General features: G+C 75.1%; 15 protein-coding genes. 4 read left to right on the plus strand and 11 right to left on the minus strand.

Annotated elements, in window-relative coordinates; all coding sequences use genetic code 11:
• Window positions 1-119 precede the first annotated feature (119 nt).
• Window positions 120-1,619, minus strand: coding sequence for a DNA repair protein RadA (gene radA, locus PUR61_RS44040; protein ID WP_329885577.1), 1,500 nt, complete (start codon window positions 1,617-1,619; stop codon window positions 120-122).
• A 200-nt stretch (window positions 1,620-1,819) separates the two neighbouring features.
• On the opposite strand from radA, the gene PUR61_RS44045 reads away from it, so the two are divergent.
• Window positions 1,820-3,856 (plus strand): BACON domain-containing protein, encoded by a 2,037-nt coding sequence (locus PUR61_RS44045; RefSeq protein WP_329885578.1) that lies wholly within the window; start codon window positions 1,820-1,822, stop codon window positions 3,854-3,856.
• A 75-nt stretch (window positions 3,857-3,931) separates the two neighbouring features.
• On the opposite strand, the gene PUR61_RS44050 is transcribed toward PUR61_RS44045, so the two are convergent.
• Window positions 3,932-4,603, minus strand: a complete 672-nt coding sequence (locus PUR61_RS44050) for a GAP family protein (protein WP_329885579.1) — start codon at window positions 4,601-4,603, stop codon at window positions 3,932-3,934.
• A 27-nt stretch (window positions 4,604-4,630) separates the two neighbouring features.
• Window positions 4,631-5,965 carry a DUF1254 domain-containing protein gene (locus tag PUR61_RS44055; RefSeq protein WP_329885580.1) on the minus strand — a complete coding sequence of 445 codons (1,335 nt, stop codon included), beginning with the start codon at window positions 5,963-5,965 and terminating at the stop codon, window positions 4,631-4,633.
• 173 nt (window positions 5,966-6,138) lie between these two features.
• Here PUR61_RS44055 and PUR61_RS44060 point away from each other — a divergent pair, with 173 nt between their 5' ends.
• The gene (locus PUR61_RS44060) at window positions 6,139-7,206 is read left to right on the plus strand and encodes an NAD-dependent epimerase/dehydratase family protein (protein ID WP_329885581.1); all 1,068 of its coding nucleotides are present in this window, start codon (window positions 6,139-6,141) and stop codon (window positions 7,204-7,206) included.
• Between the two features lie 192 nt (window positions 7,207-7,398).
• Here PUR61_RS44060 and PUR61_RS44065 read toward each other — a convergent pair whose 3' ends face one another.
• Both PUR61_RS44065 and PUR61_RS44070 read right to left on the minus strand, forming a co-directional pair.
• The gene (locus PUR61_RS44065; RefSeq protein WP_329885582.1) at window positions 7,399-8,448 is read right to left on the minus strand and encodes a family 2 encapsulin nanocompartment cargo protein polyprenyl transferase; all 1,050 of its coding nucleotides are present in this window, start codon (window positions 8,446-8,448) and stop codon (window positions 7,399-7,401) included.
• A 100-nt stretch (window positions 8,449-8,548) separates the two neighbouring features.
• Window positions 8,549-9,976, minus strand: a complete 1,428-nt coding sequence (locus PUR61_RS44070; RefSeq protein WP_329885583.1) for a family 2B encapsulin nanocompartment shell protein — start codon at window positions 9,974-9,976, stop codon at window positions 8,549-8,551.
• 342 nt (window positions 9,977-10,318) lie between these two features.
• Here PUR61_RS44070 and PUR61_RS44075 point away from each other — a divergent pair, with 342 nt between their 5' ends.
• Window positions 10,319-11,428, plus strand: coding sequence for an ATP-grasp domain-containing protein (locus PUR61_RS44075; protein WP_329885584.1), 1,110 nt, complete (start codon window positions 10,319-10,321; stop codon window positions 11,426-11,428).
• A 27-nt stretch (window positions 11,429-11,455) separates the two neighbouring features.
• On the opposite strand, the gene PUR61_RS44080 is transcribed toward PUR61_RS44075, so the two are convergent.
• The 4 genes from PUR61_RS44080 to PUR61_RS44095 all read right to left on the minus strand — a co-directional run bounded on the left by PUR61_RS44080 (window position 11,456) and on the right by PUR61_RS44095 (window position 13,896).
• Window positions 11,456-11,983, minus strand: coding sequence for a methylated-DNA--[protein]-cysteine S-methyltransferase (locus tag PUR61_RS44080; protein ID WP_329885585.1), 528 nt, complete (start codon window positions 11,981-11,983; stop codon window positions 11,456-11,458).
• A gap of 155 nt (window positions 11,984-12,138) precedes the next feature.
• Window positions 12,139-12,372 (minus strand): hypothetical protein, encoded by a 234-nt coding sequence (locus tag PUR61_RS44085; RefSeq protein WP_329885586.1) that lies wholly within the window; start codon window positions 12,370-12,372, stop codon window positions 12,139-12,141.
• A 148-nt stretch (window positions 12,373-12,520) separates the two neighbouring features.
• Window positions 12,521-13,024, minus strand: a complete 504-nt coding sequence (locus PUR61_RS44090; protein WP_329885587.1) for a hypothetical protein — start codon at window positions 13,022-13,024, stop codon at window positions 12,521-12,523.
• Window positions 13,024-13,896, minus strand: a complete 873-nt coding sequence (locus tag PUR61_RS44095; protein ID WP_329885588.1) for an MFS transporter — start codon at window positions 13,894-13,896, stop codon at window positions 13,024-13,026. Before PUR61_RS44095 ends, PUR61_RS44090 begins: the two co-directional genes overlap by 1 nt.
• A 203-nt stretch (window positions 13,897-14,099) precedes the next feature.
• Here PUR61_RS44095 and PUR61_RS44100 point away from each other — a divergent pair, with 203 nt between their 5' ends.
• Window positions 14,100-14,924 (plus strand): hypothetical protein, encoded by an 825-nt coding sequence (locus PUR61_RS44100; protein WP_329885589.1) that lies wholly within the window; start codon window positions 14,100-14,102, stop codon window positions 14,922-14,924.
• A gap of 132 nt (window positions 14,925-15,056) precedes the next feature.
• On the opposite strand, the gene PUR61_RS44105 is transcribed toward PUR61_RS44100, so the two are convergent.
• Window positions 15,057-16,493 (minus strand): glutamine synthetase family protein, encoded by a 1,437-nt coding sequence (locus PUR61_RS44105; protein ID WP_329885590.1) that lies wholly within the window; start codon window positions 16,491-16,493, stop codon window positions 15,057-15,059.
• The gene (locus PUR61_RS44110; RefSeq protein WP_329885591.1) at window positions 16,493-17,992 is read right to left on the minus strand and encodes an amino acid permease; all 1,500 of its coding nucleotides are present in this window, start codon (window positions 17,990-17,992) and stop codon (window positions 16,493-16,495) included. The genes PUR61_RS44105 and PUR61_RS44110 overlap by 1 nt, the downstream gene beginning before the upstream one ends.
• Window positions 17,993-18,045: the final 53 nt, after the last annotated feature.

Below are 18,045 nucleotides of genomic sequence, written 5' to 3' on the forward strand. Positions count from 1 at the left end.
TACCGCGCGCCTCGCGCGGTGCGCCGGCCCTGCGGTCTGTTGCTCTGTCGCTTAGTACTGCCTTATCACCAATGAGACAAGGGGAAGTCTAACTGCGTGCGGCAACGACAGGGCTTGGGTCAGTGCAGTTCGTCGGAGTCGAGCGGTTCCCACCCCTCCATGACCTCCTCCGGATAGGCCGCCACCCGGGCCGCGCGCGGGGCCGGCGGGGCCGACGGAGCCTCACCCTTCGGCTTGGCGGCGGCCCGGCGGCGGCCCGGGATCGCCTGCAGCGCCTCGCCGATGTCCGCCACCTCGACCACCTTCATGCCCGGCGGGACCTTGCCCGGGTCCGACGGGACCAGCGCGTGGGTGAAGCCCAGCCGGTGCGCCTCGGCCAGCCTCCGCTGCACGCCCGTCACCCGCCGGACCTCACCGGCCAGGCCGACCTCGCCGATCGCCACCAGGTTGCTGGGGAGCGGGGTGTCGGAGGAGGAGCTGGCCACGGCGAGCGCGATCGCGAGGTCCGCCGAGGGCTCCGAGAGCTTCACCCCGCCGACGGTGGCGGTGTAGATGTCCTGCTTGCCGAGCTTCACCCCGCCGTGACGCTCCACCACGGCCAGGATCATCGCGATCCGGGGCGACTCCAGACCGGAGGTCGTCCGGCGCGGCGAGGGGATCTGCGAATCCACCATCAGCGCCTGCACCTCGGCGACCAGCGGGCGCTTGCCCTCCAGCGTGACGGTCAGGCAGGTGCCCGGGACGGGCTTGTCGCGCCTGGTCAGGAAGAGACCGGACGGATCGGCCAGACCCTCGATGCCCTCGTCGTGCAGCTCGAAGCAGCCCACCTCGTCGGTCGCGCCGTACCGGTTCTTGATCCCGCGGATGATCCGGAGCCGGGCGTGCCGGTCCCCCTCGAAGCTCAGCACCACGTCCACCAGGTGCTCCAGCAGGCGGGGGCCGGCGATCTGGCCGTCCTTGGTGACGTGGCCGACCAGCAGGGTGGCCATCCCGCGGTCCTTGGAGGCCCGGATCAGCGCGCCGGCCACCTCACGGACCTGGGCCGGCCCGCCGGGTGCCCCGTCCAGCTCGGCCGAGGCGATCGTCTGCACCGAGTCCAGGATCAGCAGGCCCGGGTTGACCGCCTCGATGTGCCCGAGGACGGCCCCGAGGTCGGACTCCGCGGCCAGGTAGAGGTGCTCGGAGAGTGCGTTGATCCGGTCGGCGCGGAGCCTGACCTGGCCAGCCGACTCCTCGCCGGTGACGTAGAGCGTGCGGTGCTGCGCGGAGGCCGCCTTGGCGGCGACGTCCAGCAGCAGGGTGGACTTGCCGACACCGGGCTCGCCGGCCAGCAGCACCACGGCGCCGGGGACCAGGCCGCCCCCGAGCACCCGGTCCAGCTCGGACACGCCGGTGGAGCGGGCCGTCGCCACCTGGCCGTCCACCTGGGCGATGGGACGGGCGGGCGAGCTGACCGGCCCCGCGGCCGTCGTCCGGACCGGCACCGCGCCGTACTCCTCGACCGTGCCCCAGGCGTTGCACTCCGGGCAGCGGCCCACCCACTTGGGCAGCTGGTTGCCGCACTCGGTGCAGCGGTACGCCGGGCGCGGCTTGGCGGTGGTCTTGGTACGGGCAGCCATGCGGTCACCGTAGCGCCTGGGTCCGACAGCGCGGGGCGGCAGCGGCGGCGATGACGGCCGGGGCGACGGGGCCCGGGTGGGGCTCGGACGGGGTCCGGGCGGGGCAGCCGGTCCACGAACGGGCGATGTTGTTACCCGAAAGAAGTACAACCGGGCGAAACAGCGCGGGCCGACCGGGTGGCGTCTCTACCGTCGGACGGGTGACAACGAGTACGGAACGACCGCGCGACCCCGTCCTCGCGGCGTACGACCGCCAGGTGGACGGACTCTTCACCTACTGCCTCTCGGTGCTGTGCGAGCACCGGGCGGCCGGCGCCGCCCTGCGCGAGGTGCGCGAGCTGGCGGTGCGGCACGGCGCGCGGCTCGCCGAGCCCGGCCTGGTGCGGGCCTGGCTGTACTCGCTGGCGCGGTACTGCTGCCTGCGGCGGCTGGCGGACGGGCCGGGCGTGCCCGGGCCCTACGACGCCCCGGCGGTGGAGGGGTCTGCGGGCGGGACTTCGGCGGGCGGGGCTGCGGCGGGCGGGGGGTCCGGCGTCGGGGGTTCGGCCACCGCGGACGAGGAGGCCGGGCGGCGCCGGCGCGAGTTGGCCTCGCTGGCCTGGCCCGAGGCCGCCGGCACCGACCCCGAGCAGCGCGAGGCCCTGGAGCTGTCGGTGCGCCACCGGCTGAGCCCCATCGAGGTGGCGGCCGTGCTGGGTCTGCCGTTCGACACCGTCCGGACGCTGCTGGACTCCGCCCGGGCCGAGGTCGACCGGACCAGGGCGGCCCTGCTGGTGCTCGGCGTCGGCAGCTGCCCCGAACTCGACCGGCTCGGCGGGGCGGGGGCGGAGAGCTGGCGGGACTGGGTGCTCGGCCCGGCGCTCCGCCGGGAGCTGGTGCAGCACGTGGTGACCTGTCCGACCTGCCGGGGGACGGCGGAGCGGGTCGCGGGCGAGGTGCCGGAGGGGGCCGCCGGACTGTCCGGGCTCCCGGTGCTGGCCGCGCCCGTGGCGACGGGCGCCCCGGCGGGGTCCGTGGTCTTCCTGCCGCAGCCGGCCCGGCGTCCGGCCGGCCGCCGGGCGGGGGGTCCGGTGCCGGTGACCGAACCGGGCCTCCGGTTCGACCAGGGCGGGTTCCCACGCCACCGCGCACCGGACACCGGCCGGGGGCCGACGGTGCGCCGCCGGGTGGTGACCACGGGGGTACTGGCCGCCGTGCTGGCGGCGCCGGTGGTCGCGCTCTGGGCCGGGCACCGCGGCGGCGACGGGCCCGGGGCCGCGGCGTCGGTCTCGTCGGTCCGGGTCGAGGAGGACGCACGGGCGGGCAGCCGCCGGCCGGGCGGTCCGTCGGCGGGGCGCGGGCAGCCGGGCGGACCGGCGGGCGTGCCGGAGGCGACCGGTGCGGCGGGCGCCGCGGTGGCCGGGATGGAGCTGGCGGGTGCCGGGCCGCTGAGTGCAGAAACGTTGCTCCCGGGGATCCAGGGCCCGCTGGTTCCGGTACCGGGCCATGGGGCGACCCCGCTCGGCAGCCCGACGCTGGTTGCCGCGCCGGCCCCCGCCGTCGGGCCGGCCACGATCGCCGGACCCACCCCGGACGCCGGGTCCGCCGCGCAGGCCCCGTCCCCGACCGGCGGCCTGCTCACGGTCGACGCGGGCGAGTACGGCAACCGCACGGTGCTCACCCTCACCAACTCCGGCACCACCGAGATCCGCTGGCACGCCGACGTCGACGTCGCCTGGCTCCGGCTCAGCCGCGACTCCGGCACGCTCGCGCCGGGGCAGCGGATCACCGTGATCGTCTCCGTCGACGACGGCCTCGCCCCGAGCACCCGCTGGACCGCCCGGATCGCGCTGCCGCCCTCGCAGGCCGTCGTCACCCTGGAAGGCGGGCCACAGCACCGCGGCGGTGCCACCCCGGTGCCGGCCGGGCCGGGCGGCACCGACCCGGCGACCGGCCCGGGCACGGACCCGGTCCCCACCGGCGGGCCTTCGCCGTCCGGCACGCCCTCCGGCGCACCCTCCGGCACGCCCTCCGGCACGCCCTCGAACGGGCCGGGCAGCCCGGCACCCTCGGCGACCGGCCCCGCCACGGGCACACCGTCGGCCACCCCGACCGGGCCGGCCGGGGCGACACCGACGGGCGAGTCCTCGCCGAGTGCTCCGCCGACCGCTTCCCCATCCGCACCGGGTGCACCGTCCGAGCCGGCGACCTCGGCGGGCACGGCGGGCACGGCGTCCGGAAGCCCCTCGCCGCACTGAACCTGAGGGGGCGGGAGCGGGCCGGGGCCGGCGACGGGTGCCGGTAGGGCGGGGCGGAGCAGCGGCGGTGGCCCGTCAGGAGGTGAGGCCCGTGAGGGCGTCACCGACGTACGTGGCACCGAGGACGACCAGCAGCACCGTCATGATCGCCGCGTTGTGCGCGGCCGTCCACGCCTTCCACTCCCCCAGGATCCTGGCCGCCCGGTCCCCGCCGAACAGGTACACCCCCAGTGGCACCAGCGTGCAGAGCGAGCCGATCAGCACCATCAGCGCGGCGGCGCACGCCTTGCCGGCGCCCGAGGCGGTGGCGGTCGCGATCGAGACCGCGCCACCGACGGCCAGCACCAGGTTCTTCGGGTTGAGCGCCACCAGCGCCGCGGCGAGCCCGGCCGCCTTCACAGGGGTGAACCGGTCCACCGCCTCCATCCAGGCCGGTGGCCCGTGCACGTGGCCCTCGCGCGGCCGGGCCCGCCACTGCCTGAACCCCAGCAGGAGGAACAGCGTCCCGAGGGCCAGCTTGAGCCACCAGGCCCAGGACGGCCGGTCCGAGCCGGCGGACAGCCCCGACCCCGCCGACACGACCACGGTGACCACCGCCGCCAGCGCCACCACCCAGCCGGCCGCGAACGCCGTCCCGTTGCTCCGGCCCCTGGGGGTGGCCAGCGTCAGGATCACCGCGATCAGCGGCATCGGACTGATCGCGATGCCCACGGCGGAGGCCAGCATCCCGCCGACGGCGTCACCCATCCCCGGCTCCCCTCGCGCCCGGAACCGCTACCGACGGCGGATCGGCGGCAGCCGGTAGGTGCCGTCCAGTGCCGCCGGCTGCGGCTGGTAGATGCGGATCGTCGGCCGGAAGCCGCCCTCGGGCGTGGGCAGCCAGTTCGCCGCCTCGGCCGGGTCCGCGGGCCGGTCGTGCCGGAGGTGGAGCGTCAGCGAGCCGTCCGGGCCGTGCACCAGGCCGGGGGTCCGGTCGCCGATCGAGTAGCGGTCGGCCGGGTTGTCGACCAGGTAGTACTCGGGGACCCCGTACATGGTGACGGACCAGAAGGCGTCGGCGGGCGGCGGCCGGTCGAACCGCAGCGTGTAGTGGTGGGCACCGGTGAGCGGGCGGCCGTCGGCGTCGTCGTACGTCATCGCGTACAGCGCCTCGTAGGCGTGGTTGCCCCAGAGGCCGGCACGGGCGGCGGCGGCCCGGCTGAGGTAGGCGGCGCGGCGGTCGGGGATGCGCCACTCGGGGTCGTCGAGGGTGCCCGGGCCGAGGAAGTCGACGTTGTAGTCGAACAAATGCAGCGCCGCCCGCCACTCGCCGGCCGGGTGGTCCTCGGGCGGGCGGGTCGCGTCCTCGACCCGCTCCCGGCCGGCGGCCAGCCCCTTCGCCAGGGCGAGCGTCCAGTCGGGGGCCGCGGCCCGGTACGGCGAGGTGCCCGTGTCGAGCAGGCCGAGCGGCGCGAACCGCTGTTCGTACGTCCGGTCGGTCTCCGCGGGCGGGAAGGCCGCCATCCAGACCCGGAGCCGCTCGAAGAAGGCGAGCCGCTCGGGCACTTCCGGGTCGGGTGCGGGCAGCCCGGCGGAGAGGCCGCCCGGCTCCAGCGGTTCGAGGGTCAGCCCGTCCTGGAGGGCCCGCACCCGGGGGAGGTCGTCCGGGCCGGTGCAGGCGAACCTGCCGACGATCGTGGCCACGGTGGTCGGCGAGACGATCACCCGGTCCGGATCGGTCGGGGTACCGTGCCAGTCGGGCGGGACGACCAGCCAGGTCTGGGCCCCGGTGCCGGTGGCGCGGCGGCCCAGGTAGGCGAAGTTGTCGGTCCACGCGTCGACGAACTGCAGGACGTGGTACGCCCCGGCGGTGTCCGGCAGCCGCAGGATCTGCGGGCCCTCGGAGAGGTCGAGCTGGGCGACCGAGTAGACGGTGTCGTTGTTGACCGAGACGAATTCGTCGTTCGGGCCGGCCAGCCGGGTGGCGTGACCGAAGTGGTTGTACGGGGTCGCCGGGAGGACGCCCGTGCCGCCCTGGACGAACCGCTCGACCATCGTGAGGCCGGCGACCATCGGGTAGCCGTAGACATAGGCGTCGGCGGCCAGGGCCTCCAGCTCGGGCTCGGTCATGGCGGCGTCTCCTCGGGGCCTGGGCCCGGCGAACCGATTCGGGCATTTCGGTACAGGTGGGATGCTATGCGGCCCCCGGACGATCAGCATCCCGGCTGCTTCCGGCGCGGGCGGGCTCCGCCCAGCGCGAACGACGGCATACCGAGGACCCTCCCCGGGACAGGCTTGCCGGTATGAAGATCCTCCTGCTCGGCGGCTCGTCCTTCCTGGGGCGGGCGTTCGCCTCCGAAGCCCTCGCACGCGGCCACGCGGTCACCACGTTCAACCGGGGCCGCTCCGGCGGCGACCTGCCCGGCGTCGAGGTCGTCCGCGGCGACCGCGACTCGGCCGACGACCTGGCGCGGCTGGTCGCGGACCGGCGCTGGGACACCGTAATCGACACCTCGGCCCAGCAGCCCGCCCAGGCCGCGCTCTCCGCCCGGTTGCTGCGCGGACGCGCCGGCCACTACGTCCTGGTCTCCTCCGTCCACGCCTTCGCGGACTGGCCGGCCCAAGTGATCGACGAGTCCTCGGCCCTCCATCCCTGCCCGGCCGACACTCCGCCCGGCCAGGAGTTCAGCACCGCGCTCAAGGCCGGCTGCGAGCGCGCGGTGCTGGAACGGTTCGGGGCCGAGCACACCACGATCCTCAACAGCGGACTGCTGATCGGCCCGCACGAGCGCGGCGGCCGGCTCCCGTGGTGGCTGGAGCGGATGGCCCGGGGCGGCCGGGTGCTGGCACCGGGGGACCCGGAGCGGACGGTGCAGTTGATCGACGTCCGGGACTTCGCGGTGTTCGGGCTCGACCTGGTGACGGCGGGCACGGCGGGCCGCTACGTCACCACGGCGCCGCCCGGCCGGCTGACCTACCGGGAATTCCTGACGGGCTGCATCGCGGCGGTGGGGTCGGGCGGTGACGGCGACGGCGACAGGGCCGGTATCGGGGCCGGGGCCGAGTTGGTCTGGGTCGAGGACGCGCCACTGCTGGCCGAGGGGCCGGACAGCGTCCAGCCGTGGAGCGAACTCCCCCTCTGGGCGCCCGGTCTGCCCACCATGGCCGGTATCTGGCTCGCCGACACCACCCGGGCGGAGGCCGCCGGGCTGCGATGCCGCCCGTTCGCCGAGACCGCGCGGGACACCTGGACCTGGTTGCAGGAACGCGGGCCGGCCGGCGACACCGAGGCCGACGGACGCAAGCGCGGCCGGATCGTGCACGGCATCGAGCCCGCGAAGGAGCAGCGGCTGCTGGCCGCGCGTCCCTGAGCGGGACCGCCGAGCAGAGCCACTGCCGCACAGGACTGCTGGGCAGGGCCTGCCGAGCGGAGCTGCGGCCCCGGACGGAACGTCGACGCACGGCCCCGGAACGGGTCCGCAGCGGAGCGGCAGCCGACCGGCGGGCGCGGCCGTGGGGGGTGGGGCGGCCGTCCCACCCCCCACGGCCGGGCGGCGGACGCCTCAGTGACTGCGGCGGGTGACCAGCTCGGCGAGGGCGAGCAGTTCGTCGGCGGCCGACGGCTCGGGCACCGCGACAGCCAGCTGCGCCAGCGCCGCGGCCATCCGCTCGCAGGACTCGCCCTGGGCCCAGGCCCGCCCTCCGGCGCCCTCGACGGCAGCCGCGCAGCTCGCCAGTTCCTCGGCGGTCAGCGTCCGCTCCAGCCCGTACAGCTCGGCCAGTCGGGCGCCGTCGGGTGTCCCGGAGCTCAGCGCCGCCACCACCGGCAGCGACTTCTTCCGGGCGACGAGGTCCGCGCCGACCGGCTTCCCGGTGACCGACGGGTCGCCCCAGATGCCGATCAGGTCGTCGATCAGCTGGAACGCCAGGCCGATCTCCCGGCCGAAGCCGTCCATCGCCCGGGCGGCCGTCTCCGAGCCGCCCGCGTACCGGGCCCCCATCGCGCAGGCCGCGCCGAGCAGCGCACCGGTCTTGGCCTCGGCCATCGCCAGGCACTCGGCCAGCGAAACGTCACTGCGCTGCTCGAAGGCGCAGTCGATCTGCTGCCCCTCGCAGAGCTCCACCACGCAGTCGGCCAGCCGGCGGACGGCGTCGGTCGCGGCCGGGTGGCCGTCCTCGGCGAGCAGGCGCAGCGCCAGCGCGTGCATGGCGTCGCCGGCGAGGATCGCCTCGGTGGTGCCGAACACCCGCCACGCGGTGGGGCGGTGCCGCCTGGTCTCGTCCCGGTCGATGATGTCGTCGTGCAGCAGCGTGAAGTTGTGCACCAGCTCGACGGCCGCCGCGGCGGCGGTGGCCGAGGCCGGGCTGCCGCCGAGGGCCTGGGTGGCGGCCAGCACCAGGGCCGGCCGGATGGCCTTCCCGGAGGGTGCGGCGGCCGGCGAACCGTCCGCCTCCCACCAGCCGAAGTGGTAGCCCGCGACCCGCCGCATGGTGCCGGGCAGCGAGTCGACGGCGGCGCGCAGGACCGGATCGACCAGGCCGCGGGCACGGGCGAGGACGTCCTCGGCCTCGTGCCCCTCCCGGTGGTCGCGCTCCAGCGTGAACATTCCCATGGGTCCTCCCCCTTGGTGGTGCGACGTGCCGGTGCAGCGGACGGCGTCGCCCGGCCGGAAACAGGTGCCCCGGCCGGGCGACGCGGTTCGCCGGCCCCGGTCAGCCCTGGTGGTGCGAGAGGTCGACGTTCTCCAGGACGCCGACGGCGTCCGGCACCAGAATGGCGGCGGAGTAGTAGGCGCTCACGAGATAGGAAATGATGGCCTTCTCGCTGATTCCCATGAATCGGACCGAGAGGGCCGGCTCGTATTCATCGGGAATTCCGGTCTGGTGCAGACCCACGACGCCCTGGTTGTCCTCGCCGGTGCGCATGGCGAGGATCGAGCTGGTGTTCCCGCCGACGATCGGGATCTTGTCGCACGGGAAGACCGGCACGCCGCGCCAGCCGAACACCTGCCGGCCCTGGACCTCGACGGTGTCCGGGTAGAGGCCGCGCCGGTTGCACTCGCGGCCGAAGGCGGCGATGGCCCGCGGGTGGGCCAGGAACAGCTTGGTGCCGCGGCGGCGGCTCAGCAGCTCGTCCAGGTCGTCCGGGGTGGGCGGGCCGGAGTGGGTCTGGATCCGCTGCTCGTGGTCGGCGTTGTTGAGCAGGCCGAACTCCGGGTTGTTGACCAGCTCGTGCTCCTGGCGCTCGCGCAGCGCCTCGATGGTCAGCCGGAGCTGGTGCTCGGTCTGGTTCATCGGCTGGTTGTAGAGGTCGGCGACCCGGGTGTGCACCTTGAGCACGGTCTGCGCGACGCTGAGCTCGTACTCGCGCGGCCTGAGCTCGTAGTCCACGAAGGCGCCGGGCAGCTCGTACTCGCCGTGGTGGCCGGCGGAGAGGCCGATGGCCGCCTCGCCGTGCTTGTTCTGCGGCGCCTGGAACCCGGCGAGGTACTCCATGACCTGCAGCTGGAGCGCCTCGGAGCGGTCCGCGAGCTCCTGGAAGGCGGGCCAGGAGAGCGCGAGGACGGTGCCGGCCGTCGCCGCCCGCACCGTGTACGTCCAGGTGCCGCCCTCCTGCTTGAGCACCTCGTCGCCCAGGTGGTCGCCGTCGGCCACGGTGCCGACCACCGCCTCCTCGCCGTATTTACCCGTTCCGATCCGGTTGAGCTTGCCGTACGCGATGATGAAGACCTCGTCGATCGGCGCGCCCGCCGCGACCAGGACCTCACCGGCGGAGAACTCGCGTTGGACGAAGCGCCCGGCCAGTTCCTCCAGCACGGCGTCGTCCTCGAAACCACGCAGCACGGGCAGCTCGCGCAGCGTCGGCGGGACGACCCGGACCGCGGGGCCGGTCCGGTCGAGGCCGACCCGGCCGCGCCCGACGGTGTGGCGCAGCCGCCGGTTCACCCGGTAGGTGCCGCCCGAGACCTCGACCCACGGCAGCGTCCGGAGCAGCCAGCGCGGGCTGATCCCCTGCATCTGCGGCGCGGACTTGGTGGTGGTCGCGAGGTTCCGCGCCGCCTCCGTGGCCAGGCTCTGCTGCTCCCGGGTCTGCGGTGCGCCGCCCGGTGCGGGAATACCGGTGTTGGTTTCGGTCGACATGTGGGAGCCCTTCGCATACCCGTGCCCGATGAGGTGACATCTTGCACCCCTCATGGTGGGGCCGTTCGGAGGGCATCCGCAATCACTCTTTCGAGTGGTCGGGATAACCGAAAAAATAGTACGAATAGAATGTCTGATCGATATTAATTCGAGCAAGTGATCCAACGACTTTCGGAACACGACCCTCCGGTTCGCCTCCCGGGCCGCGCACGCCGGACCCACCCCGCGTTCACGCCGACGCAAGGGGCCGCTAAGGTGCCACTTCAAGGGTCACGGGGCCAGTTGACGAGCGCGGCCGCACCGGATGCCCTCCCCTCGTTCACCCCTGCCCTGGGAGGCCTGATGAGCGCCCCCGTCACTGTCTGGCTCAACCGCACGTACGCCGAGAACGTGTTCTTCATCGAACAGTTGCGCGCCGCACCGCGTCCGGTCCGAATCCACGCCACCCACCTCGACCCCGACTCCCCGGTCCTCGCCGCGGCCGACCACGCCGGTCTGGAACCCGCCGACCTCACCCCGGACGCCTACGTCGCCTTCGCGCTCGACTACTGCGCCCGCCACTCCGTCGACGTCTTCCTGCCCCGCCTGCACCAGCTGGCGATATCCCTGCACCGCCACGAGTTCGAGGCGGTCGGCACCTCCCTCGCCTGCCCGCCCGCCGCGGCCATCGCGGCCTTCGCGAGCAAGGCGGACGGCTACGCGGCGATCGCCGACGCCGGGCTCCCCACCCCGCCCTGGTGGCTGGTCCGCACCGCCGAGGACCTGGTCACCGCCGTCGACCGGATCGAGTCGGCCGGCCTCACCGCCTGCCTGAAGCCCGCCTCCGGCGCCGGCGGCGAGGGCTTCCGGATGCTCACCAGGGAACCGTTCGGCCTGCACCGGCTGGCCGGCTGGGACAGCCGGGTCCAGGTCGACCAGGTGGCCGCCGCGCTGACCGACGCCGCGCGGGAGAACCCCGGCGAACCGGCCGACCTGCTGGTCATGCCCTACCTGGACGGCCCCGAGATATCGGTGGACTGCCTCGCCGACCTGGACGGCACCCTGCTGGCCGCCGTGGGCCGCAGCAAGCACCGGCGCCGCCGCACCTTCACCACCGCGCCCCGGTACCTCGACCCCGCCCGCCGCCTGGTCGAGGCGACCGGGATGGCGTTCCTCTCCAACGTGCAGTTCCGCCACCTGCACGGCGAACCGGTGGTCATCGACGTCAACACCCGCCCCTCCGGCGGCCTGCACCAGTTGGGCCTCTGCGGCCTGAACCTGCCCTGGAACGCGGTGCAGCTGGCGCTCGGCGAACGCCCGGACACCGAGTGGACCGTGGACCCGGCGAGCGTCGAGTACACGCTGGTCTCCGGCGTCCAGCCGGTGCTGCCGCGCCAGTCGCCGTTCGCCCCGCCGCCCGCCCTGCCGTCCGTCGCCCCGGCCGGGCACCCCGAGGTCCAGCTGGTGCACTGACCGCTCCGGAGCGGGCCGCTCACCCCTTCAGAGCGGCCCGTTCCAGTCCAGCGTCGGCTCCAGCACGCCCTCCAGGGTGAGCAGCCAGCGCTTCACGTCGATCCCGACCCGGCCACCGCCGAAGCCGCCGATCCCGTCCGCCGCCACCACCCGGTGGCAGGGCACCAGCATCGCGACGGGGTTGGCCGCCATCATCTGCCCGACCGTCCGGGCCGCCAGCCCGGGCTCCTCGACACTGCCGAACACCCCGCTCCGGGAGGCCAGTTCGCCGTACGTGATGGTCCGCCCGTACGGCACCTCGCGGAACAGCGTCTGCAGCACGGCCCGGTGCGGCCCGGTGCTCAGGCTCCAGTCGATCGGCAGGTCCAGCTCACGGCGCCGGCCCGCCAGGTACTCGCCGACCCGGTCGGTGACCGCGGCGATCTTCGTGTCGTCGGCGCAGCGCGGCAGTTCGCCGGGGTTCCCGAGGTAGCCGATCGCCGCCACCCCCTGCGGCGTCACCGCCACGTGCAGCGGGCCGCTCGGCAGCGGCGTCTCCACCGTCAGCCACGACATCGGCCCCGCCCCGTACCGCTCCACCACGTCCGAACCCCCGCCCAGCCCCGCCGGACCGGCCGCCGGCCACCCCGTCGCCCGGGGGACGCGCGCGGACCACCCGCCCCGCGCGCCATCGTACGGCGGGCCGGGTACGCGGTCCGGTGCGTCCGCCGTTACAGCCGGCCCTTCAGCTCCGCGGCGAGCGCCCGCGACCAGTGGGACAGTTCCGCCCGGTCGGGAGTCCGGCCCTCGCAGAGGGCGCCGAGCTGCGCGTCGTTGATCCGGTTCGGCCCCGGGATCTCCAGCAGGTACGCGAGTTCCTCCAGCACGGTGGCGAGCCGCTTGGCGTCGGTGTGGTCCAGGGCGACGGCCGCCTCGTGGTGGCCGATGGTGAGTGAACCGGGCATGACCTACCTCCTCCGTCCGCCCCCGCACTCCCTCCACCGTACGACCGCCCGGCCCGGCGTGCCCCCCGTGCCGCGCCGCCGTACCGCGCTCCCGCGCCGCGCCGCCGTACCGCGCCGCCGTGCCGTGGCCGGTCCTCGGCGGCCCCGGTCAGTCGGGCCCCCCGCCGGGCCCCGGGCGCACGCCCGCCGCAGCCGGCGCCGCCTCGCCCGGCGGCTCCGCCGGCCCGTCCCAGCCCCGGCCGCGCACCTCGCGCACCGCCAGCACGGCCGCCCCGGCCAGCAGCTGCCACCCCGCGCCGAACAGCAGGACGCGGGACACCCCGACCCGGTCGGCCACCGGCCCGGCCGCCGCGAGGCCGAGCGGCCCGAGCACGAACGCGCCCAGTCCGCCGAACGCGGTCACCCTGGCCAGCACCCCGGCCGGCACCCAGCGCTGCCGCGTCGAGTCGAACAGCGCGCCGCAGACCGCCGATCCCGCCCCGGCCACCGACGCGGCCAGGAGCGTCCAGCCCAGTGCCGCCCCGGCCGCGAGCGCCGCGGAGGGCAGCGCCCAACCGAGGCTCGCCACCGTCGCCACCGCGAGCGGCCGGGCCGGCCTGCGTCCCAGCATCAGCAGGCCGCCCAGCACCGCACCGACCCCGTACACGCCCATCACCAGGCCCCAGGCCCGCGCCCCGCCCCGCCCAGCTCGCGCTGCGCGGTCAGCGGTCCCAGCACCAGGAACGGCGCCCAGACCAGCAGGTTGAAGAGCGCCATCTGCACGGTGGTGACCCAGAGCCACCGCCGCGATCGGAACTCCGTCCAGCCGGCGCGGAGTTCGGCCGACATCGAGTCCGCGCCACCCGCGCCCGGCCCGACCTCCCCGACCTCCCCGGTCTCCCCGGTCGGCCCGCCCGGCCCGACCGCCGAGGTCCGGGCCAACGCCAGCGCAGCGATCCCGTACGTCACCGCGTCGATCAGCAGCACCGCACCCGGACCGTACCCCGCCGTGATCACCCCGGCGAGCGCCGGTCCGGCCACCATCGACACCGAACGGGCCAGCCCCAGCAGGGCGTTGGCGTCCGGCAGACGCTCCTTCCGGCACACCAGCGCGGGCACCGACGCGCCCAGCGCCGGCATGAACAGCCCCTCGCCGAGCCCCCAGGCGGCGACCAGCGCCGCCATCGCCCAGACCGGCGCGTGCCCGGTCGCCAGCGCCACCGCGAACCCGCCCTGCACCGCGCAGCGCAGCACGTCCGACCCCAGCATCACCCGGCGACTGCCCAGCCGGTCGGCGACCACCCCGCCGACCAGCATCACCAGCACGATCGGCAGGATCCGGGCAGCCATCACCCAGCCCAGCTCGGTCCCGCCGCCCCCGCCGTCGAGCACCGCGAACGCCACGGCCACCGGCGCCATCGAGGAGCCGACCAGCGAGGTCGCGTAACCGGCGAAGAACCACCCGAAATCACGTTCCCCCAGCACGGCCAGACGGCCGTCCGGCCGTCGGCGGCGGGCCCGCCCCCACTCCGCTTCCCCTGTCACGGGCGCCAAGTCTGCCCGCGCACGAAGGCCGCCGACAAGGACTTCCGGTGAAAAACCTGAGCCTATTCGACTCATTTTCCCGAAACCGCGCCACCACCGCAGTAAACTCCCGAAACACCCTCTCCCACCTGCTATTTACTGCGATGGCAAGCACTACTCCGGCGCCCTCGGACATCGCTGTTTACTGCGGAAAGAAGACGCCGATGCCACCCCAGCCGCCGGTCGAGTACGCCGTCGCCGTCGAGCGCTACCTGGCCGCCTCCGGGCTCGGTGCCGCCTCCCGCCGCGTCTACCGGATCGCCCTGCACACCTGGACCTGGGCCCTGGCCGGCCGCCCCGCCCCCACCGGCCCCGAGCGGCGCCGCGCCCGTCCGCCCGTCCTGCCGCTCGCCCGGCTCGACCACCCGGACACCCCCGCCCGCCTCCTGGCCGCCGCCGACCGGCGCGCCGGCGAGGCCGACCCGCGCACCCTCACCCGCGAGCTCGCCATCCTGCGGGCCGCCACCTCCTGGTGGCGCGCCCAGGACTGGATCGACACCGACCCGGCCGCCGGCCTGCGCCCGCACACCGCCCACGCCGCAGCCCCGGCCCCGCTCACCCCCGAACAGCTCCACACCCTCTTCGCCCTCGGCGCGCCGCTCCGCGAGCAGACCCTCTGGCGCCTGCTGCACGAGAGCGGAGCCACCGCCGAAGCCGTCCTCGCCCTCGACATCGACGACCTCGACCTCCCCGGCCGCCGCACCCGCCCCCCGGGTCCGCCCCTGCGCTGGCAGACCGGCACCGCCCGACTGCTCCCGCTCCTCCTCACCGGCCGCACCGCCGGCCCGCTGTTCCTCACCGACCGGCGGGCCCCCGCGGCCACCCCCGCCGCCGACCGCTGCCCCCATACCGGCCGCGGTCGCCTCTCCTACCGCCGCGCCGCCGAACTCTTCACCGCCCGCACCACCGCCCTGTCCCCCGGAGGCTGGACCCTCCGGCGGCTGCGCCCGGCCGCCCGAACGCCCGCCCGCGGGACGCCCGCACCCTGAGGCCGGCGGACGTGCGCCCCTCGACCGGGCGGAGCGCCCACGGTTGCGCGGCCGAAGGCGCACCGGGCCACGCGGCGGGCAGCAGAACGGCCGGCCGCGGCACTCACGTGCGGCGACCGGCCGTCCCGGGGGTCACGCCTGGGCGAACCCCCGGCGCACCTCCGCGTCGGTGACGACGCCGTTGTGGTGGTCGAGGTCGAGCCGCGCGAGGCCCGCCAGGTGGGCGACCTGCCGGTCGCCGAGCAGCCCGGCCGCCAGCTCGCTGCGCTCGAACGGCCCGACCGCCTCGACGAGGTGGGAGGGGATCCGCGCCGCCCCCGTGTCCAGGTAGGCGTCGCCCTCGCTGGCCCGGGGGGCCTTGAGGCCGTTCCCGATGCCGTGCCGCACCCCCGCGAGCACGGCCGCGAGGGCCGCGTACGGGTTGGCGTCCGCGCCCGGCAGCCGGATCTCCAGGTGGAGGCCCGCGCCGTGGCCGACCACCCGCACCGCGCAGGCGCGGTTGTCCCGGCCCCAGGTGAACCGGGTCGGGGCGAAGGAGTGGTCGCGGAAGCGGCGGTAGGAGTTCACGTAGGGCGCGTAGAGCGGCGCCGTGACCGGAAGCACCTCCAGCAGTCCGGCCACCGCCTGCTCGCCCAGGTCCGACAGCGCGGTACCGTCGTGCCCGCCGAGCACCGGCCCGTCCGCCCCGTACAGGGAGACGTGCAGGTGCATCCCGCTGCCGGTGCCGGTGGCCGGGGACGCCATGAACGTCGGCGCCAGGCCGTGCCGGTCGGCGACCGCCCGGACGGCGTGCTTGAACAGCACGTGCTGGAGGCAGGCGAGCCGCGGGTCGCCGTACGGGAAGGTCACCTCCACCTGCCCGGGGGCGCCCTCCAGCTTCACGGCCTCCACCGGCAGGCCGGCGCCCGCGAGGGCCCGGCGCAGGCTCCGGGTGAAGTCGGCGACCGTGCGGGGCTGGTCGAGGGCGTAGTCCCGGTTGTCCCAGGTCGCCGGGCGCAGCCGGCGGAAGTCCCGGCCGGCGGCGTCCCGGACGCTCCCCTCGTAGAGCACGAACTCCGTCTCCACACCGACCTGCACGCTCAGGCCGTGCTCGGCCAGCAGGGTCAGCTGGTCGTCCAGCAGCGTGTCCGGCGCCACCGGCAGCGGTTCGCCGCCGGACACCGGGCGGCAGGGCACCAGCGCCGTCGCGGGCAGCCACGGCAGCAGCCGAGCGTCCGCGAGGTCGGCCGCCAGGGCCACGTCGGAGAACCCCGTCCCCCACGAGCCGAGTGCCCCGCTCCCGTCCGCCGACATGCCCAGGTCGGTGTCGAACACGTACCCGCACATCTCCGGGGCGAGCCGCCCGGAGCCCAGCCGGTCCAGCAGCACCCCGGCGTCGAACTCCTTGCCCTTGAGCCGGCCCTGCCAGTCCACCGCCGCCAGCAGCACGGTGTCGACCCCGCCGCCGCGCACCAGGGCCCGCAGCGGGCCGGTGGCGGGGGCACCGACCGGGCGCGCCTCCGAGGAGGCCGGGGGCGCCGGGGAGGGAGCGGCCACCCGCCGACGACGGGCGGCCGGTCCGCCGGACATCAGATCACGCTCCCGGTCAGCTCGGTCAGTTCGGCGCTCTGCTGCACCGGCGGGTTGTAGGAACGGCCGGCCTTCAGCCACCACAGGCCCGCGCCCAGGAGCGCCACCAGCAGCGCGACGGGCGCGTAGTTGAACGTGTCCGAGGTGACCGGGTACGCCTGGGGGAGGCAGAACAGCACGGTGACCACCGCGACCCAGCAGACCGCCACCACCCCGATCGGCCGGCTCCACCGGCCCAGGCTCCACGGGCCGGCCTGGAACGCCTTCCCCCTGCGCAGCCGGAGGTAGATCGGGATCGCGTAGGCCGGGGTCATCCCCAGGACGTTGATCGCCGTCACCGCCCCGTACGCCACCGGGCTGTACAGCGCGGGCAGGGCCAGGACCAGTGCCGCGCCCACGGCCAGCCAGACGCCGGCCACCGGGGTCCCGGTGCGCGGCGAGACCCGGCTCCAGAGTGCCGAGCCCGGCAGTGCCCCGTCCCGCGAGAACGCGAAGACCATCCGGCTGGCCGCCGCCGTCTCGGCGTTGCCGCAGAAGAGCTGCGCGACGATCACCACCGCGAGCAGGGCCTTGGCGCCGTTGAGGCCCAGCGCGTCGAGGAAGATCTGGGCCGGCGGCACCCCGGTGGCCGAGTCGATGGTGCCCGCGTAGTCCTGGATCGCGAACAGCATGCCGGCCAGCAGCACGAAGCCGGCGATCCAGCTCACCCAGATCGCCCGGACGATGCCGCGCGCGGCGGAGACCGACGCCCGCGTCGTCTCCTCCGACATGTGCGCCGAGGCGTCGTAGCCGGAGAACGTGTACTGCGCCAGCAGCAGACCCAGGCAGGACACGTAGATCGGGTTGGTCCACCCGGTGTTGTTCACGAAGTGCGTGAACACCCAGGTGGTGTCCTGGTGCTGGGAGGGCACGATCATCAGCGCGCCGACGATCACCACGACGCCGCCCAGGTGCCACCAGACCGAGATGCTGTTGAGCACCGACACCAGCCGCACGCCGCGGAGGTTCAGCCCGGCGTGGACCACCAGGATCACCATGAAGATCAGGAACAGCTTGCCCGGGGTCGGCTCGAAGCCCCACTGGAGGTTGGCCAGCGCGCCGACGAACGACGCGGCGCCGTAGTCGATCCCCGCGATACCGCCCACCAGGCCGAGCAGGTTCAGCCAGCCGGTGGCCCAGCCCCAGCGCGGACCGCCGAGCCGGTGGGCCATGAAGTAGAGGGCGCCGCTGGTCGGGTAGGCGCTGGTGACCTCGGCGAGCGCCATGCCCACCAGGACGACCATCAGCCCGACCCCGACCCAGCCCCAGAGCATCACGGCAGGGCCTCCGGTGTTCAGGCCGAAGCCGAACAGCGTCATGCAGCCGCTGAGGATCGAGATGACCGAGAAACTTATCGCGAAGTTCCCGAACTCGCCCATTCTGCGGTTGAGTTTGGGCTCGTAGCCGAGGCGACGGAGCTGGCTGTCGTCGCTGCTGGGAGTTGCGTGTGCGGGTGGCATCGCCGGACCTCCGGGGGGACGGATTCGTGCGGACGGGGAAGCGGCAGGGCGGG

The organism is Streptomyces sp. BE20, from assembly GCF_036322525.1.
Lineage (GTDB): Bacteria > Actinomycetota > Actinomycetes > Streptomycetales > Streptomycetaceae > Kitasatospora.

Coding starts and splice junctions, on each gene's coding strand:
- PUR61_RS44055 (WP_329885580.1), bottom strand. CDS start 5,965: ATGACCGAGCCCGAGCTGGAGGCCCTGGCCGCCGACGCCTATGTCTAC.
- PUR61_RS44090 (WP_329885587.1), bottom strand. CDS start 13,024: ATGGGCGTGTACGGGGTCGGTGCGGTGCTGGGCGGCCTGCTGATGCTG.
- PUR61_RS44110 (WP_329885591.1), bottom strand. CDS start 17,992: ATGCCACCCGCACACGCAACTCCCAGCAGCGACGACAGCCAGCTCCGT.
- radA (WP_329885577.1), bottom strand. CDS start 1,619: ATGGCTGCCCGTACCAAGACCACCGCCAAGCCGCGCCCGGCGTACCGC.
- PUR61_RS44050 (WP_329885579.1), bottom strand. CDS start 4,603: ATGGGTGACGCCGTCGGCGGGATGCTGGCCTCCGCCGTGGGCATCGCG.
- PUR61_RS44105 (WP_329885590.1), bottom strand. CDS start 16,493: ATGTCCGGCGGACCGGCCGCCCGTCGTCGGCGGGTGGCCGCTCCCTCC.
- PUR61_RS44100 (WP_329885589.1), top strand. CDS start 14,100: ATGCCACCCCAGCCGCCGGTCGAGTACGCCGTCGCCGTCGAGCGCTAC.
- PUR61_RS44080 (WP_329885585.1), bottom strand. CDS start 11,983: ATGTCGTGGCTGACGGTGGAGACGCCGCTGCCGAGCGGCCCGCTGCAC.
- PUR61_RS44060 (WP_329885581.1), top strand. CDS start 6,139: ATGAAGATCCTCCTGCTCGGCGGCTCGTCCTTCCTGGGGCGGGCGTTC.
- PUR61_RS44065 (WP_329885582.1), bottom strand. CDS start 8,448: ATGGGAATGTTCACGCTGGAGCGCGACCACCGGGAGGGGCACGAGGCC.
- PUR61_RS44070 (WP_329885583.1), bottom strand. CDS start 9,976: ATGTCGACCGAAACCAACACCGGTATTCCCGCACCGGGCGGCGCACCG.
- PUR61_RS44085 (WP_329885586.1), bottom strand. CDS start 12,372: ATGCCCGGTTCACTCACCATCGGCCACCACGAGGCGGCCGTCGCCCTG.
- PUR61_RS44075 (WP_329885584.1), top strand. CDS start 10,319: ATGAGCGCCCCCGTCACTGTCTGGCTCAACCGCACGTACGCCGAGAAC.